A 17099-nucleotide genomic window follows, 5' to 3' on the forward strand; every position below is an offset into this window, starting at 1 on the left:
GTCAGAGACAGCAAAGTTCCGCCTGCGAAAGAGAGATCAATTTCATTGACAAAGTCCTAAGAATCAGGGAAATTGCTCACAATGACTATTTTAACGGTTTTGAGCGCAGAAGTGAACCCCTGCACGCAACTTGCATTACAAAGTTCAAGACACCCCATAGCGGGATGCCTTGAACTGAAGATAATTCATTCAATTTCACCATTCAAGCGCGGCAAGCTCCCTGGTCAGAATGTTCAGCCTGGCCGTGCAAGCCTCCACCTCTGCAGAATCCTTATTGTGCATGGCTTCACTCAGCCGGTCCAGCTGCTCATCAACCTCCAGCCGGCGGTCACGGATCCGCTCCTCGCCTTCAATAGAGTAGAACAGCTTCGTCAGTTCCTGATCGGATAGCAGCGGACCTTTCTGATACAGCACACGCTGCTGATATCCGGAAATCTCCACCAGTCGGATCACTTCGCCGAAAAGAATATTCTCAATAATAATCTGGCGGTCGCGGAAACGTTTGACTACGGCATGGCCGCGCATATCACCAATCAGCTTCTCCATCCATTCAGCCAGGCGCGCATCACGGATCATATAATCTCCCACCAGCTTGAAGCCATCCTTAATCCGCTGGAAGCGCAGCTTCACAAGCTTGCGTCCGGTGCGCACCGAAATAAGAAAAACATTCTCATTCTCGCTCCAGTAAAGGGAATAGCCTTCCTTTATCAGATCCTTGATCAAGTCCTGGATATGTTGTCTGTCAAACCGGAGCTCCAGATTGCAGTACTCCACTTCGTCATTTTTGTTCACGGCACTCCCCCCTAACTGCTTGGTTACAGCATAGCCAGTTTCATGGCCTAACTTAAGAAGTAGAACTGACTGCCGGACCTCCACATACGCACCATCATTTTGCCTTCGTCTTACACTTATTTTATACTTCATTTTATGTAGCGGTAACTTGGTTTATTGACTATTTTTACCCGCTTTCCGCCTTTTCCAAACGCCAGACCCTACTTTTGAAGTCATTCCCCGGTCTATTGTGCAAAATAAATATATAAAAGCCACAGGCAGCCGGGTTTACCGGTCTGTCTGCGGCTTTAGTATTTCCTAATATTTTAATATAAGCAGCACTTAATGCGCGCTTCCTTGCTTCAGCTTCGTCCGGTGGACAATCAGCAAATGCAGGCCGAAGAGCAGGACCATTACACCTGCACTGGCCAGAAAAGGCGCACTATGGCTGACGGAATCCCACAGCTTGCCGGACAACACGGGACCTGCAACCATTCCTGAGCCCTGCAGCGTCAGGAACAGGCCCCAGACCGTCCCCCGCTCTCCCTTGGGAACCTGCTTGGCCAGGAAGGCATTCCATGCCGGCAGAATAAGCGCATAGCTTATTCCGACCAGCGCCACGGCAACGAAGGCCAGCGGCAGCCAGCGGACCTGCGAGAAGAACGCCAGGGAACAGGCTGCCAGCAGGAAGCCGATGTTGAGGAAGACCGATGTCCCGATTTTATCAACCAGCTTGCCCGCCGGAATCAGCGCCAGCACCGTGATGCCCCCGCCGGCAATCAGCAGCAGGCTGAACTGGTTAGGCGTCACATGCAGCTCGGAGCGGGCGAATAAAGTAACCACCGGGGTCATGAGCCCGATGGCAAAAGCCTGCAGGAACAGCGCCGGGAAGAGCAGCCGGCTTACCTTCAGGGAAGTTCTGACCTGATGCCAGGTCCGCTTCAGGCTCTGCAGCGGCCGCAGCGGCGTGCGCGGCACTGCAGTCCCTTCGGGATTCATCTCACGGACGACATGAGGCGCATGGCCGCCAATTCTAGAAGGCAGCAGCAGTGCTACAGCCACTACGGCAGCGGCGAAGCCCATCAGCACCAGGAATACTGTACGGTAGCTCTGTCCGCCATGGTCCATCATGAAATTGACGATAATCGGGCCAATCCCGGTACCGGCCAGCGACGCCATCTCCACAGCACCCATAGCCGCCCCGCTGCTGCCGCTTTCCGTAGAACCGGCAAGTTCGGTAATCCCGGTCATAGTACAAGGCCATAGCGGCGAAGTTCCGATGCCCAGGACTAGACAGGCAATAGACAATGTGGTTGCATCTTTGGCATAGATAATCATTCCGACAGCCACCAGAATCAGCAGCAGCGCACCTGTCATCGTCCAGCGGTAGCCAATCCGCTCCATCACCCAGCCGAACGGGCTGCGGAACAGATTATCTCCCAGATACTGCAGGGCAAAGGCGAAGCCGACCACCGTCACCGACAGGCCCAGAATATTCTCCATGTAGACTGGAAGCAGGGCTACCAGCAGCGATCCTTTGACGAATTCGACCAGAAAAATAATGACCCACATCTCCACAATGAACGGTGAGGCCAAATTGATATGCATACGCTGCGCTACTTTGCCAGACATTTCATCACATCCTAGTATTATGTTGATTGATTTGTTATACTGATGCTTGCTCAAGCAGAAATGGCTAGTCCGTCCTCAAATGGACGGTATCCGTTTCAGCGAGAAATATAAGGATGAAGTTTAGTGTAAACTAATACTTCCTTATATTTTGAAAAATCGACTCTTCGCGAAAGGTTGTGACAGCATTAAATGGATCAACATGTAACTCCCCTCTTCACAGCTCTTAAAAAGCATGCCGCCGGAAACCCAGTTCAATTTCATATTCCGGGACATAAGAAGGGGCTAGGGACCGATGCCGAATTCCGTGAGTTTATCGGCGATAACGCTCTATCCATAGATTTGATCAATATTGCACCGCTTGATGACCTTCATCAGCCCACCGGGGTTATTCTTGAAGCTCAGAAGCTGGCTGCAGAGGCCTTCGGCGCCGATTACACGTATTTCAGTGTACAAGGCACGAGCAATGCCATCATGACTATGATCCTCTCTGTCTGCTCAGAAGGAGATAAAATTATTGTGCCGCGCAATATTCACAAATCAGTGATGTCGGCCATTATTTTCTCCGGAGCCAAGCCTATTTTCGTCTCTCCTGTACAGGATGAGAATCTTGGGATAGACCACGGCATAACCACAAGCTCGCTCGAACGGGCTTTGAGGCGCCATCCGGATGCCAAAGGTGTCCTCGTTATCAATCCGACGTATTTTGGCGTGTGCGCCGACCTGCGTTCGATTGTCGACCTGGCCCACAGTTACGGGGTTCCCGTACTTGTGGACGAGGCACATGGAGTATTGATTCATTTTCATGAGGAATTACCGGTATCGGCCATGCAGGCCGGTGCGGATATGGCAGCAACCAGTGTGCATAAACTGGGCGGCTCCATGACGCAGAGCTCGGTACTGAATCTCAATGCCAAGACAGGTCTTGTTAACCCTCAGCGGGTACAAACCATTCTCAGCATGCTGACCACAACTTCAACATCATATATTCTGCTTGCTTCTCTGGATACCTCCAGACGCAACCTGGCGCTAAACGGCCATGAGATGGCCTCCAGAACCATCGCCTTATCCAACTATGCCCGGGACGCTATTAACAGCATTGAAGGCTTGTACAGCTTCGGCAAAGAAATTCTCGGTACAGAGGCAACCTTTAATCTCGACCCGACCAAGCTTAACATTCACGTCCGCCATCTGGGCATTACCGGATACGAAACCGAGAACTGGCTGCGTCAGAAGTATAACATCGAAGTAGAACTCAGCGACATGTATAATATTCTTTGCCTGATTACCCCTGGAGATACCCAGGAATCGGTAGATAAGTTGTTAGCCGCTCTGCGCGTGCTCTCAGCGATCCATTACAGCAAAGGTGAGATCTATGAGATGAAGGTGCAGGTGCCGAATATTCCGCAGCTGGCCCTGATTCCGAGAGATGCCTTCTACGCCGATACACAGCTGGTTCCCTTCCGGGAGTCTGCAGGCTACATTATTGCAGAATTCATCTATGTTTATCCGCCGGGCATCCCGATTCTTCTCCCTGGTGAAGTTATTACCCAAGATAACATTGACTATATCATCGACCATGTGGAAATCGGCCTGCCGGTCAAAGGCCCTGAGGACCGCAGCATCACCAACATCAAAGTAATTGTAGAGGCTGAGCCGATTTCTTAATCGGCTCTGGCCCTGCAGCAATACAAAACCCCGATACTGTTACAGTATCGGGGTTTTGGTATTAGGCGGTGCTGTCTTGTCCAAGACAGCAAGCCTAAGTACTTGATTCACTGAAATCTATTCTTGCTGGGCCAGCAGCTCGTTGTAAGCTTCTTCAACAGCTTTCCATTCAGCTTCATCTTCAATGTTGTAGAGAACCATTTCTTCGTCTTCTTCTTCCATACGCAGAATGATGCCGTCTGCTTCAGGGTTTTCGCGCTCGAGCAGCAGTGCGTATAACTTCTCGCCTACGTCAAACGTTTCTACCAGCACCATTTCTACATCTTCGCCCTGCTCGTTCGTCAAGGTCAGCACAAACTCCTCGTGCTCATGGTCGTGATCATGTCCGCAACCGCATGCTTCACCATGTTCATGGCCATGCTCATGTTTGTGATCGCTCATTGAAATACCTCACTTTAAATTGAATTATCCTACATTTGGTATCGTAACACGTAAGATAAGTTCAGGTCAATTTGCAGACCCCGGTTAATTCTTGGCCGAAGCCGTAACCACCTTTTCTGACACAAGAACGTAATCTCCGCTCTTGGATGACTTGATGAAGAACCCTACACTGTATTTGCCGGATTCTTTGAAATCATAGGTGAATTCCGGGGTGGAGAACCAGAAGTCCTCATTCTTCGAGCCGCCGGCATCCTCCAGAATATCCTTCACATTCCCTGACGGATCGGTGATTGACACCTTCACAGCTGAGACGCTGTCCTTCAGGCTGTCAACCTGGGTAAGGATCTTCATCTTCAGCTTGCCTGTATTTACATTGCCGAATACCGTATCGCCCTTGAACAGCACAATATGCACATTAGGCTTGAGGATCGTCACTTTGCCTGAACCGTCCCAGCTGACGACACCTCCCGCTTCTCTCGCAGGGATATAGGCCTTGCCGTCAATCAAATAGCCCCCATCGGCTATTTCCTTTCCATTGCTCCACACTTTGATTTTCTGGTTTACAGCGTCAGCGAACAAATATGAGCTTCCCATCATGGAAAACACAACCACGCATAGAGCAATTTTTTTCCATCTCATTGTAGAGCCCCTCCAAATAATTCATGCTGTTAATGTATACTACCAACCCTTCGACAAGTTGCGCAGAATTCAGGGAATTATTTCTTTTTGCAGTAGAAAAGAAACATGCATCATTATGCAACCGGTTTCGGTATGGAATCTATGGAATTTCAGGGAAATGTGCCCTCCCCACAAAACAAAAAAAGCCGGACATTAGCATCAAAATAGATGCTTGCCCGGCCGTTTCATCCTGTTATCTATGCCTGGTTAAAATTGCGGAAGCTGATCCAGATTGTTGGTAGGATCCCCATCTGCATCGCCGCGAATATACATTTCGCCGTCTTTCCCTTTGAATGCGTTGACTCCGGCAATACTCCCGGACTGAACCTCCTGAAGTGCCTGCTGATAATCCAGCACACGGCCGGAAGAGGTCTGGAACTTGGTCAGATCACCATCACCGTTTCTTTGGGCTGCAATAAAGCGTTCACGTTCGTTGTTCATCACTTAGGATCTTCTCCTTCGCGCCTGGGATTAGCCATCAATCTGGCTCACAGATAGCTTGTCCATAGAATCGAAAGAGTATGTACCCGGGCTGATTACAGCGTTTTCTGCATTCTCACGTGAAGAATACCGGCATCATAGAAGGGCTCCGGGGAAATTACTTCATAGCCCAGTTTGTTGTAAAAGGCTTCTGCATGACACTGGGCGTCGAGAATAGAGGCTACCAGGCCGAGTTCACGGGCATGCCCCTCCATAGCGAGCAGCAAAATCCGTCCGAAACCCTTGGACCGGTAATGCTCGTGAACAGCAATCCGCTGCATTTTAGCGGTCTCTGCCTTGTAATAAATCAGTCTTCCGGTAGCTGCCGGCTCCCCGTTGTCCTTAAGCAGGAAATGATGCGCGTTGTCACCGATCACATCATATTCATCAATCTCCTCTTCGGCCGGCACCTTCTGTTCCTCCACAAATACCTTATTGCGGATCGCAAGCGCCATCTGGAGCTGCTCCTCTGTAGTGACATGTACGATTTCCACTGCCATTCTCCTCTAGCCCCTCTCTATAGGTCCAATCAACATTGAGCCATTATACAGAATTTTTAATATCCTGTATAGAGCCTCTGGTCTTCAGGGATAGGGAAGACGGATAAGCCGCTTCCGCCGGACTACTGAATGGAATACACCTCTTCCGGAATCGAACGGTCGTACACATCCTGCATAACCGGTGATATAAGACTATCCGGTGTATCCAGTCTGCCATCCAGCCCGTTCATCTTATGAATCCCCGTATACCCGGGAGACTCACCGCCAGCCGCACATCCGGCCGTCCCCAGCATCACACATACTCCAATGACCCCGCTCCACACTATTGACCTGCGCATAATTGTACCCCCTGTTCTTCTTGGCTCTATACAGCTTTGACGAATCAGGGGCTTCATAAACGATTTCTTACAGATTTACATTGCCAACGATATGCACAAGGTACATCATGCCGCCGAGAAAGCCTGCGAGTACAAAATAAGCAATACCATATCTCCAGCGTAACGCGGCCGGCACATCATAATATTTATCATTATCAAACACTGTAAAACTGATCTCACACTGCATCTTCAGCTGCAGCTTAGCATCCACATACAGCTGGTCCAGCTGTACGATCCGGACTTTATCGATAATGGACTGCACAGGCATAGTCGTTGTACCGTAGTAGTCCAGATTGTCCCAGCGGACACCAAGATATTGCTGTCGGTTCAAATCACTGTAGGTGGTAAAAGGCAGTTCCCTTTTGTGCTCAGGTCCGGGAATCAGATACCCTTGATCCTGCAAATCTTCAATCGGTATCAGGAAGCTCTTCAATACGGCATGCATCTGATTCTTCGTGCGCCGGCTGATATATTTCTTGTACATGTCATAGGCAAATAACAGCCAGATAATACCGAACAGAATAGATTTCAGATAGATGATCACAGCCAGACCTCCAACCAGACCCACCAGCCATAACCACCGGGTAACCGCAGTTGCAATTCTTCCCCCATCCAGCGGATGAATCGGCAGCAGGTTGATCAGGTTTATAAAGAATCCGACATAAGCCAGTGAATACAGCAGCGGGCTGTGATAGTAATAAGCTGCTCCGAAGACGGCGGCCGCGCCAATGCTCCCCAGAATGGGACCTCCAAAAGCAACGTAGGCTTCCTCTCTGGCATCCAGCGGTTGTTTCTTCATCGTAATTAATGCGCCCATAAAAGGAACAAACAGCGGTGCGCTCACCGGCAGCCCGATCCGCTTGGCAGCGATAACATGGCCTATCTCATGAACGAATAATAAGGCAACGAAGCCCACTGCAAATTGCCATGGTGAGATCAGTGCATAGGCCCAGATAGACAGCATCATCGAAATCAGCGGTCCCGCAATCTTCCCCAGCTTAAGCAGAGACAGAATGGTTTTGCCCTTCAGCAGCAGCAGTACTCCCGCGCTACCAAGCCATCCCATTATGCCTGAGCTTTTCTTTCCCTGCTTTTTTTCCGGCAAAAGTCTCATTCTCCTTTATCTCTATATCTGGTGTTGACATAAGCCATCACCTGCATATATGATATCCAGTAATTAGGATAACCACAATAGCTATGAAGAGAAAGAGTACCTTGGCAATTCTTTCACAGAGAGCTCCGGCCGCTGAAAAGGAGCAAAGAAAACCCACGGGAATATGGTCTCAGAGCTGCGCATCGAAGCCCGCATAAACGGGACGTAGGCTGCGCCGGAACCCGCATCCGTTACCATGCTAGGGTATACCCGCAGGCTTATGCGGACGTACCTGAAGAGGTGGATGCCGCAAGGCATTGATGAATTTGGGTGGTAACACGTGAGCACAGGCTCTCGTCCCTTTTGGGGATGAGAGTCTTTTTTGTGCGCTTAGAAATCTAAACATGTTTTCCGAAACGGGTTTTGTCCGAATCCGTTTCAAGGAAACATCTGTCAACAAAACTTATAGGAGGACAATGACATGACAAACATTTTTATCGGAGGGGCTTGGCCGTATGCCAATGGCTCCCTGCATCTGGGCAGGCTTGCGAGTATTCTACCGGGAGATATCCTGGCCCGCTATCACCGTGCCAAAGGCGACGCTGTGCTGTATGTCTCCGGCAGTGACTGCCATGGTACTCCCGTCGCTGTGCAGGCGGCGCAGGAAGGTGTATCCCCTGGTGAATTCGCCAGCAGATATCATCAGGAATTCACAGATTGCTTCCGTTCGCTTGGATTCACCTATGACTTATACACCCGGACCGATCAGGAGCATCACCACAGTGTGGTGCAGGAGCTGTTCCTTAAGCTGCTGGATAACGGCCATCTGTACCAGAAGTCTACGCTCCAATGCTACTGTGAGCAGGATCAGCGCTACTTGCCGGACCGCTATGTAGAGGGAATCTGCCCGGTCTGCGGACAGCAGGCCCGGGGTGACCAATGTGATTACTGTTCTACGATACTCGACCCGGTTGACCTGCTGGAGCGTACCTGCAAAATCTGCGGAACCCCGCCGGTGCTGCGTTCCACCCTGCATTATTATTTGTCACTGTCCAGCTTCCAATGCGCACTCTCAGATTATGTGGATTCTGCGCAGGGCTGGAGAGACAATGCTGTGCGTTTAACCCGCAGATATCTGCAGGAAGGACTGCAGGACCGCGCCGCAACGCGGGATCTGGATTGGGGGGTAGATGTTCCTGTAGATGGCTTCACGGACAAAAAAATCTATGTGTGGATTGAAGCGGTCAGCGGCTATCTGTCCGCCAGCAAGCAGTGGGCTGCCGGGACCGGCAACCGCTGGGAGGATTTCTGGCTTGAATCCACTGAGAACAAGGACGCCGGGTACCCTCCCATTACAGCCTATTATGTGCATGGCAAGGATAATGTGCCTTTTCACAGCCTGATCTGGCCGGCTCTGCTGCTGGGTGCTGGAGACCTTCATCTGCCGGACCGTATCTTCTCCTGTGAATACATGACTCTCGAAGGGGAGAAATTCTCCACAAGCCGTAACTGGGCCGTCTGGGTACCAGATATTCTCTGCCGCTACGATCCGGACTCCATCCGGTATTTCCTGACGGCGAACGGTCCTGAGAAACGGGATGCCGACTTCTCGTGGAGAGAATTCATCTACAGCCATAACAGCGAGCTGCTGGGTGCCTTCGGTAATTTCGTCAACCGCAGTCTGGTATTCGTGAATAAGTTCTGGAATGGCGAGGTGCCTGAGGGCACACTGGATGCCGCATGGGCCGGCAGCATTAATACATTGTACAGTGAGACCGGGAGACTTATTGAGGGGGGCAGCTTCAAAGAAGCGCTCGAGCATGTCTTCACCCATATCCGCCAGGCCAACAAATATTTCGATCAGCAGCAGCCGTGGCTGCAGATTAAGAATGACCCCGCCGCCTGTGCCAGCACGCTGTATACCTGTGTACAGATCATTGCTAATCTATCCAACCTGTTGAACCCGTTCATTCCATTCTCCTGCGGCAAGATCAGGGGGTTTCTGGCCCTTGAACAGCCTGTCTGGCAGCCGGTAGACGTTCCGGCGCATCAGCGGGTGCAGGGGCTGGAATTATTGTTCGAACGGATTGATGTGGCGCGGATTGAGGAGGAGACCGAGCGGCTTAAGAGCTTGCAGCGCTGAGGCGGAAAACTTCATCATCCCCTCGTCAGCTGGCTGATGAGGCGGACTGAGATTCCTCTATTCCTGCAAATCAGGCAGATTCCCGGGTCAATCGGACTGAGAATCTCTTATATGCCCGGCCGCCCCTCATTTTGGGGCAGGATGAACAAAATAACGGAATCTCAGTCCGTTTCAGCCTCAAAAAGCGTCTTTTTCGGGAAATAGGGTCCTCTCAGTCCGCTTCACTTTTGCGATGAACACTTGTTCCAGTGCACCTGCTACCTGTTACTCGTCACCTATTACTTGTTACCTGTCACCTGTCACCTGTTACTGTCACCTGCTACCTACTACCTACTACCTACTACCTACTACCTTTTACATGTTACCTATTTTCGTTTTCACAAGATTCCGAACACTGGTGATATGCCGGCGCAACTCAAAAAAGCATCCTTATCCGCAGACCGCTTACAAAACAAGCGGTGCAGATAAGAACGCTTTTGGATTTCAATGCGTAGCTGATGCTGCTGCAACTCTCAACTATTCAGCCCTTAATGACCGGGAAAGCGCCCTCCGGCTGCAACACCCTGCGGGGAGATCCGCTCGATCCGGGCCAGATCATCCGCTGACAATACTACCTGCAACGCACCGAGATTCTCTTGCACCCGATCCAGCCGCTTTGTTCCCGGGATCGGCACAATTTGCTCACCCTGCGCAAGCAGCCAAGCCAGCGCAAGCTGCGAAGGAGCACAGTCCTTCTCGGCTGCCATCTGCCCGATCAGCGAGACCACTTCGAGATTCCTGGCGAAATTCGCTCCCTGGAACCGCGGGTAGCTACGGCGGTAATCGTCCGGCGGCAGGTCGTTGAAGCTTTTAATCTGACCGGTCAGAAATCCGCGGCCCAGCGGACTATAAGGAACGAATCCGATGCCCAGTTCTTTGACCAGCGGCAGTATTTCATCCTCCACCTCCCGGCTCCAGAGCGAATATTCTGTCTGCAGTGCCGTAAGGGGATGTACCGCATGTGCGCGGCGTATCAGCTCAGGTAAAGCTTCCGATAAGCCAATGTAGCGGATCTTCCCTTCCTTGACCAGTTCAGCCAGCGTGCCTATAGTCTCCTCGATAGGTGTGTTCGGATCAGGACGGTGCTGATAATACAGATCAATATAATCCATACCGAGATGGTATAGGCTGGAATCTACGGATTTTTTGATATAAGCCGGATCACCCTTGGGGCCCTGAGTATGCGTAATGCCAAATTTGGTCGCAATAACCGCTTTATCCCGTCTGCCCTTAAGTGCGCGGCCCACGAGCCTCTCATTGCTGCCAAAACGCTGCTGCGCGAAATCTCCATAGATATCTGCTGTGTCCAGCAGGGTTACTCCCAGGTCGAGTGCCCCATGGATCACTTTTACCGACTCTTCGTTCTCCGGCATCATCATCGTTCCTAGTCCCAGAGCCGATACTGTCAGCCCTTCGTTTCCGAGTGTTCTTGTCTGCATTTGGTTGTCTCCCTCTTTTCCCGGTGAAAGATTCTTCGGATATGTCCCTATTCTAACCTTCCTGCCATGGAGCAGCCACAGTACGTTTATGCTAGTAAGATCATTACCAGGTAACAGAACAGCACAGAACAGAAATAGAAACAGACCGGCCGTCCAGGTGACTCCTTTCGATTCTCAGCTCTCTGCCACCACAGGTGTATAAATACAGATATGCAGACCCGGATGATCGGCCAGACTCGCAACGGAGTTAATGTCATAGGTCACAGACTGATTTGTGCTTAGACTTTGTATGACTACGCGATTTACTTTTTTGCCTTGAATGTTGTGCAGCTTCCACATCTCTGCGAAATCCATACTGTCCTCACAGAGCTTCACTACCATGTCTTTGTACCAGGGATCGTGCAGATGCATGTCATAATAGGTTCTGAACACAGCTACTGAATAGAGCGCGAACTCCTCCCAATTCAGCATCCGGCGGCGCAGCCCCTGATCGAGAAACAATAGACGGAGCATAATGCGCTCGGAAGCGGGCAGCTTCCCGAAATTGCTAAGAACTTCACCCGCCTTATCATTCCAGGCCAGAACCTCGGACCGCTCATTCGTAATAAAAGACGGATAAGACAGCTGGCTGATAATATCCCGCCACTGCGGATTCAGCCCGGGACTCACCGTATTAATAGAAGGAACTGTATCTGGGTTCCCTGGATTCCACAGCTCGAACAGATGCGTCCGCTCATCAGGGGTCAAGCGCAGGGCCTGGCTGAGACTCTCCATAATCTCTCTGGAAGCAGTAACTTCTCTGCCTTGCTCCAGCCACGTATAATAGGTGCTGCTGACACCCGCCAGAATCGCCACTTCCTCCCGCCGTAGTCCGGGTGTTCTGCGCTGGCTGTTCGTTTCCTTAAGCCCGGCAGCTTCAGGCTGCAGCCGGTCCCGGCGTGATTTCAGATACTCTCCAAGCCGCTTAAACTTCGAATTCTCATCGCTCATAAACTAACCTCTTCTCACAGCAATTGGTGTCCCTATTCTACCTTATTCTCTGCCGTTCACAAACTCACACGGAATTCGGACCTGAGAAGCTATACCATAATCTCTCGCATAAAAAGCTGTAGAACACCCTTCGCTTCGCACCGCGATCAATAGAAATAACCCCGCTGGCTTCTCCAAGCCGCTGGTGCGGTAACATGGACGAGGCTTACGGGGCTTAACTATCTCGCATGTGTCTCTCTGCTGCTTGCCTATGTTTGCATTACAGCCTGGAAGCTTCAGCCGTAGTAATTTCAACAGCCTGCGCAGCAATCTTCTGCAGCTCGGCTGCGATAGCCTCCACAGAGCCCTTCCACAGCTTGCGGCCTAATTCTTCACTGGCATGAGTCGGATCACCTATGACACCCGTTGCCGAGTACCTGGTGAAGTCGAGTCCGGGATCATCCCAGTCCGGTTCACTGCTGCCGGGATTGGCAATCAGCTCCTCACGGATGCACTCAGGATGTTTATAGAGTCCCAGCGATGTGGTGAAGCTATCAGCATGACCACCCGGAATATGCGGATCGGCATGTGTGCACCAGACACCATGGAACGGATGATGCGGAAGATGAACCCTGGCTTTTCCTGCATACTCCTGATTAAATTTCACAGCCACCTGGTTCAGCATATGTCCGCCGCAGCCGCGCATAATCACCAGCTGCTTGAAGCCCTGGTCAGCCAGTGAAACCAGAACCGCATAGATCACATCCTCATATACCTTCTGCGGGATGTCGATGTAGCCATAGCCGTAATTGCGGTGCTCGGGAGTTGGACCAAATGGAATCGTCGGAATTACCAGCGACTTCACACCGTAGCTCAAATTTGCCATAGTTGCTGCTTCAATAGACAGCTCGGTAGCCAGCCAGATATCAAAATCCACCGTCGCATGCGGCCCCTGCTGCTCCGTGCAGCCAGTTGGAATAATAGCCATATAGCCTTCGGCTGCTTTTTGCTTAATCTCCAGAAAAGTTAATTTCCCATATTCTACGTTCATCTATAATCTCCTTATATGGTACTGCATCATATCTTCCTGCTCAGACTTACTGTAAATTCGGGCTTGGTCTGGTAGGCCATATAAGCGACTGTACCGTCAAATGCCAGATAAGCTTCATAACGGGTGCGGATAGCAGGGCTGGTAATCATCTCAAGCACTTTATCCCGGCTGACCCAACAGCTCTCCGATGTTTCATCCGATGTTGCTAATGCCCCGCCGATTGGCCTGCACACATAGTCCAGCATCACTTTGGTCGGGACATCGGTTACACCGTCATGCCATTTGTACATCCCCGTATTGGAATACACGCCGATCAGCTGGTCAACCACAGTGAGGATGCCACTTTCCTCCTGTATTTCACGGGTTAGCGCATCCATCAGATTCTCTCCCGCCTCCACTTGCCCTCCAGGAAACACCCAACCGCCATGAAACGTTCGGACCAGCAAAATTTCTCCTTGCCCATTCTCAACAATCCCGCCGACCGCCACAATATGAGTAGGCATAGACACGGCAATCACTCCGTTCAATGGTATGATTATTGCGCACCAAATTCCACTTGTTCAATAGATCTGCTTTCATTGGCATTTCCGCTCAGTTGCTTGATATATTCAGTTACTCTCGCGATTAGCGTCGGATATATCCCCGGATACGTAACCGTTTCCGGAATTTCTCTGAATCTGCGAATCTCCTCCATTTCATATGGGGGCAGGGGGCCGAACTTATCTACAGCTGCAAAGTATAGCATCCCGTAGTTCGCGGGTACTTCTTCACTTCTGACCGAATATACACATATAGGGTATAACTTGTACGCCTCAGCGCCTGTTTCCTCATACAACTCCCTGGCGGCAGCTTCATCAGAACTCTCTCCTGCTTCAATATGTCCTCCGGCAAATTCCCATGTGGACCGCTCGCGGTGCCGCACCAGAACCCAGTCCTCACCCTGCTTCATGACAATCACAACATACTTAAGACTAACCTCAGGCATTTCAGATTCATGCAAAGTTACGATCATTAGAAGAACTCCTTCGGCTTCATTATGTATAATGGAATGATTGAGAGATATTCCCAGACAATTGCCATCATTATATTATAAAATCTTTTCTGTGTCGCTCAACTTTTTCGCTGCAAAAAAGCCCCGCTCACATTCAGCGGGACCTGCACCTTAACTTATCATCTGCCGCCAGTAAAGGGATTAATCTAACCTGTCAAATCACGGCCGGCCTTCTTCTCTTCCGCCGTGATCCGCTTCCCCAGAGTAGCATAGCAATACCTCCTATTTATTTCCATTAAACCCCATATGACATCCAGTCTATTTCTTCGTTATAAAAAATTCTTGCCATTCCCTCACATCGTATGGTATTATAAATTTCGTTGCAGGACGGTAGCTCAGCGGGAGAGCACTATCTTGACAGGGTAGGGGTCATGGGTTCGAACCCCATCCGTCCTATATTGCATCACCTGACAAAACCTTTATTTTATAAGGGTTTTGTCTTTTTTTGATTATAGCATCTCTTCAACTTTTTGAGATTGGGGACGTTTTTTCCATCAAAAACGGCTACCCTCTTGCCTTGATCAGCTCAAGCAGCTGTAATTTTGCCAATGACTGTCCCTTTCTTCACAACTCCCTGACATTTTTTCAAAAGGATGCCACCGGCAAGTTTCGCTTGATTGTCAGTGGACAATAAAACTTCCGTAAACATCTGTGTGAATTCCGGTCCAGGACCTGGGAAACCGCCATAAGGATATCAGTCCATGTTTAGTTCACCTCCTTGATCTGATCACCGCGACCAACTCTTTTTAATGAAACAATTGCTGCTTCCTGCAGTTGTTCAGGTGTCTTCTGCCCGCCGTTTGCTTGTGGATTGGGAGGCGGTGGACACCATACCCCGGCTTACGCTGTATCCTAGATAGTTTGATTGGGTTTTGTCTCCATTAGGTAGCCTACATTTAAATGTGTATTTGATAGTTCTCTTCCAATCCTTTACAATCGAGTTGTGAGGGCTTGCCCAATCTTTCGCTTCGACCTCTCCCCTACACTAAAAATTGGGAGAGGTATTTTATTTAAGAGGTGCATTTATGAACGGAAATAAAGTTATCCTTATTCTTCTTGCCATCTCAATACTGGGTGTAATCCTTTTCTTCGGAATAACTTATATATTATTATGGTATATCATTAGTAATTAATAGCTAACACTAACCGGCCTCCCTGCGCTGAGATTATCTGGTCGCGTGTCGATGGCCTTCGGCCTGACCAACAACTTCTCCTGAAATAAACTCCTTCACCCAGTTCAGTTCACTTTTCTCTAAAATGACTCGGTCTTGCATATCCGCAGCATGGAAACTAATAATTCTATTGGTAAACTCTCTTGCCATTTCAGCAAGTTCATCGGGACATCTGATTACGATACAATTAGAATCTACATTGTCCGAAACGATTCCCTCCGTTGAATTATTATTTTAACGTATTTGTGTCATAACGCTTAGTACCTATCTTAAATGGGCTCTCGCCTAGCTCTTTAATTAGGCGTTTGCATAGCATGAGGTATAACCATTTGGGAGGTAACAAAGTGCTGAATAATCAAATGTATCCAATGCATCAACAGATGCCGCAAGCCATATGGTCTATCCAATTGATCCCTATGTCGTTGAAACCTTAATGTCTGTAAAAGGTAAGCAGGTGGTACTTGAAACCACTCGCGGCGGGATTAGCGGCTGTTTGATGGATGTAAAGCCAGACCACGTTGTATTGGATACCAGAGGCAGAAAATTCTTTGTACGCATCTGTGAGATCGTTTGGATCATGCCAGAGTAAATGGCAGTTCATGAGAGAGTTGCGAAAGCAGCTCTTTTTTTATGCCTTTTCCACCTGAGCCCCGAGAAGCTTTCTTGCTGCAGCCCAAAAGCTTACTGCCGGTGTCTTCTCGTCCGCCTGGGTTGATCCGGTGGTGCAGAGAGGATGAACTATGTGCTTCATGTCTGTTCCCTCCCTGGGGCTATCCCCCTCGAAACTAAAATCTCTGATCGGCGTACAAATGTTAAATAATTGAAAAGGGTGCTGCGTGTTGAAATATAATAGAAGATTGCTCTCTGCGCTTTTTATAGGCATCAGTTTTGGTATTGCATTCTCCATTGTTTTTGACAACATCGCCATTGGTGGCGGGTTAGGACTTATATTTGGAGTCTCCATGTATGAGGCAGAGAAACCAAAGCCCCCTAAAGATAAGTGAGGTTCCGCTCATGCCTAAATTTGATAAAGGAGTTGGTGAAGATGGTGGGCTTCGCTATTCTTTTCATAGCACTTTCACTGATCAATATTTTCTTTCCGTCATTGGGCTGGTACACGCGTTATGGTTGGATGGTAAAGGGCGACTCCGAACCAAGTAAGGCTTATCTCGTAATCAGTAGAGTAAGCAGTATTATTATGCTTCTTCTCTTTTTCATATTCTTTTTTCCGATGCTGTAGATTTAAATGGACTAGAAAAGGCAATAGCTCCTGCCTCCTTCATTGCGAAAATCCACCTATTATCGTATTGTTTATTCAAAGGAGTGATTGTTGTGCGTATAGCTTTTTGGATTGTATTTGCCTTTGTTGGTATTTTGATCTTTGGGATCGTTGGCGGCTTAATTGGCCGTAAGAAACGGAAGTAATCAATAGGGGGTATAACAGCCCCTATTAATCTATATAATGATTGCCACCATGCGGATGAATTGATTCGAGCAATTGCATAACATAACAGCCAGTTCCATTCCCGTACTCGCCTCGCCGCCCCCGCGAAGTTATCAACAATGATCTGTGATCATCTCCTCTATTAAACGTCTCT

Annotated in this window: 19 protein-coding genes, 1 tRNA gene and 1 other annotated feature; of the genes, 6 read left to right on the forward strand and 14 right to left on the reverse strand. The window is 49.5% G+C overall.

The genetic code is table 11. The features are described from left to right. Positions 1–195 precede the first annotated feature (195 nt). Together NSU14_RS17145 and NSU14_RS17150 are read right to left on the reverse strand one after the other, a co-directional pair. Positions 196–792, reverse strand: a complete 597-nt coding sequence (locus tag NSU14_RS17145) for a hypothetical protein (protein ID WP_076245389.1) — start codon at positions 790–792, stop codon at positions 196–198. 321 nt (positions 793–1113) lie between these two features. Beyond that, positions 1114–2403, reverse strand: coding sequence for an MFS transporter (locus NSU14_RS17150; protein ID WP_042136506.1), 1290 nt, complete (start codon positions 2401–2403; stop codon positions 1114–1116). A gap of 189 nt (positions 2404–2592) precedes the next feature. Here NSU14_RS17150 and NSU14_RS17155 point away from each other — a divergent pair, with 189 nt between their 5' ends. Then, the gene (locus NSU14_RS17155) at positions 2593–4068 is read left to right on the forward strand and encodes an aminotransferase class I/II-fold pyridoxal phosphate-dependent enzyme (RefSeq protein ID WP_039297911.1); all 1476 of its coding nucleotides are present in this window, start codon (positions 2593–2595) and stop codon (positions 4066–4068) included. 117 nt (positions 4069–4185) lie between these two features. On the opposite strand, the gene NSU14_RS17160 is transcribed toward NSU14_RS17155, so the two are convergent. The 6 genes from NSU14_RS17160 to NSU14_RS17185 form a co-directional block, all read right to left on the reverse strand. Next, complete coding sequence (locus NSU14_RS17160) at positions 4186–4509, reverse strand: DUF1292 domain-containing protein (RefSeq protein WP_019911532.1); 324 nt, start codon at positions 4507–4509, stop codon at positions 4186–4188. An 84-nt stretch (positions 4510–4593) separates the two neighbouring features. Then, positions 4594–5148 (reverse strand): hypothetical protein, encoded by a 555-nt coding sequence (locus NSU14_RS17165; protein ID WP_042136504.1) that lies wholly within the window; start codon positions 5146–5148, stop codon positions 4594–4596. Between the two features lie 246 nt (positions 5149–5394). Then, a complete protein-coding gene (locus NSU14_RS17170; RefSeq protein ID WP_039297904.1) occupies positions 5395–5631 on the reverse strand; it encodes a DUF3892 domain-containing protein in 237 nt (78 codons plus the stop codon). A gap of 92 nt (positions 5632–5723) precedes the next feature. Continuing rightward, positions 5724–6167 (reverse strand): GNAT family N-acetyltransferase, encoded by a 444-nt coding sequence (locus tag NSU14_RS17175; RefSeq protein ID WP_340946410.1) that lies wholly within the window; start codon positions 6165–6167, stop codon positions 5724–5726. 122 nt (positions 6168–6289) lie between these two features. Beyond that, complete coding sequence (locus NSU14_RS17180; RefSeq protein WP_144026120.1) at positions 6290–6505, reverse strand: hypothetical protein; 216 nt, start codon at positions 6503–6505, stop codon at positions 6290–6292. Positions 6506–6572: 67 nt separating this feature from the next. Next, positions 6573–7610: a site-2 protease family protein gene (locus tag NSU14_RS17185; protein ID WP_340946412.1), complete on the reverse strand. Its 1038-nt coding sequence runs from the start codon at positions 7608–7610 to the stop codon at positions 6573–6575. A 122-nt stretch (positions 7611–7732) separates the two neighbouring features. Continuing rightward, positions 7733–8002, forward strand: a binding site (T-box leader). A 116-nt stretch (positions 8003–8118) separates the two neighbouring features. Here NSU14_RS17185 and metG point away from each other — a divergent pair. Further along, the gene (metG, locus tag NSU14_RS17190; protein WP_340946415.1) at positions 8119–9780 is read left to right on the forward strand and encodes a methionine--tRNA ligase; all 1662 of its coding nucleotides are present in this window, start codon (positions 8119–8121) and stop codon (positions 9778–9780) included. A gap of 527 nt (positions 9781–10307) precedes the next feature. Here metG and NSU14_RS17195 read toward each other — a convergent pair. The 5 genes from NSU14_RS17195 to NSU14_RS17215 all read right to left on the reverse strand — a co-directional run bounded on the left by NSU14_RS17195 (position 10308) and on the right by NSU14_RS17215 (position 14290). Next, positions 10308–11258: an aldo/keto reductase gene (locus NSU14_RS17195; protein WP_076245382.1), complete on the reverse strand. Its 951-nt coding sequence runs from the start codon at positions 11256–11258 to the stop codon at positions 10308–10310. A 174-nt stretch (positions 11259–11432) separates the two neighbouring features. Continuing rightward, positions 11433–12248: a helix-turn-helix transcriptional regulator gene (locus tag NSU14_RS17200; protein ID WP_042136499.1), complete on the reverse strand. Its 816-nt coding sequence runs from the start codon at positions 12246–12248 to the stop codon at positions 11433–11435. Positions 12249–12507: 259 nt separating this feature from the next. Further along, positions 12508–13278 (reverse strand): creatininase family protein, encoded by a 771-nt coding sequence (locus NSU14_RS17205; protein WP_042136498.1) that lies wholly within the window; start codon positions 13276–13278, stop codon positions 12508–12510. A 26-nt stretch (positions 13279–13304) separates the two neighbouring features. Then, positions 13305–13787, reverse strand: coding sequence for an NUDIX hydrolase (locus NSU14_RS17210; protein ID WP_042136497.1), 483 nt, complete (start codon positions 13785–13787; stop codon positions 13305–13307). A 26-nt stretch (positions 13788–13813) separates the two neighbouring features. Beyond that, positions 13814–14290 (reverse strand): NUDIX hydrolase, encoded by a 477-nt coding sequence (locus NSU14_RS17215; RefSeq protein WP_042136496.1) that lies wholly within the window; start codon positions 14288–14290, stop codon positions 13814–13816. Positions 14291–14653: 363 nt separating this feature from the next. Between NSU14_RS17215 and NSU14_RS17220 the strand changes: the two genes are divergently transcribed. Together NSU14_RS17220 and NSU14_RS17225 are read left to right on the forward strand one after the other, a co-directional pair. Further along, a tRNA-Val gene (locus NSU14_RS17220) sits at positions 14654–14725 on the forward strand. 1209 nt (positions 14726–15934) lie between these two features. Next, on the forward strand, positions 15935–16090 hold the full coding sequence (locus tag NSU14_RS17225) for a DUF2642 domain-containing protein (protein ID WP_340948958.1): 156 nt from the start codon (positions 15935–15937) through the stop codon (positions 16088–16090). Between the two features lie 39 nt (positions 16091–16129). Here NSU14_RS17225 and NSU14_RS17230 read toward each other — a convergent pair whose 3' ends face one another. Then, positions 16130–16252, reverse strand: coding sequence for a hypothetical protein (locus NSU14_RS17230; protein ID WP_256703930.1), 123 nt, complete (start codon positions 16250–16252; stop codon positions 16130–16132). 88 nt (positions 16253–16340) lie between these two features. Here NSU14_RS17230 and NSU14_RS17235 point away from each other — a divergent pair, with 88 nt between their 5' ends. Next, positions 16341–16505, forward strand: a complete 165-nt coding sequence (locus tag NSU14_RS17235; protein WP_179093550.1) for a hypothetical protein — start codon at positions 16341–16343, stop codon at positions 16503–16505. A gap of 41 nt (positions 16506–16546) precedes the next feature. Continuing rightward, entirely contained in the window at positions 16547–16741 is a 195-nt protein-coding gene (locus tag NSU14_RS17240) for a DUF6199 family natural product biosynthesis protein (protein WP_076245371.1), read from the forward strand. Positions 16742–17099: the final 358 nt, after the last annotated feature.

Source organism: Paenibacillus sp. FSL R10-2771, from assembly GCF_038000205.1.
Taxonomy (GTDB): domain Bacteria; phylum Bacillota; class Bacilli; order Paenibacillales; family Paenibacillaceae; genus Paenibacillus_AQ; species Paenibacillus_AQ phytohabitans.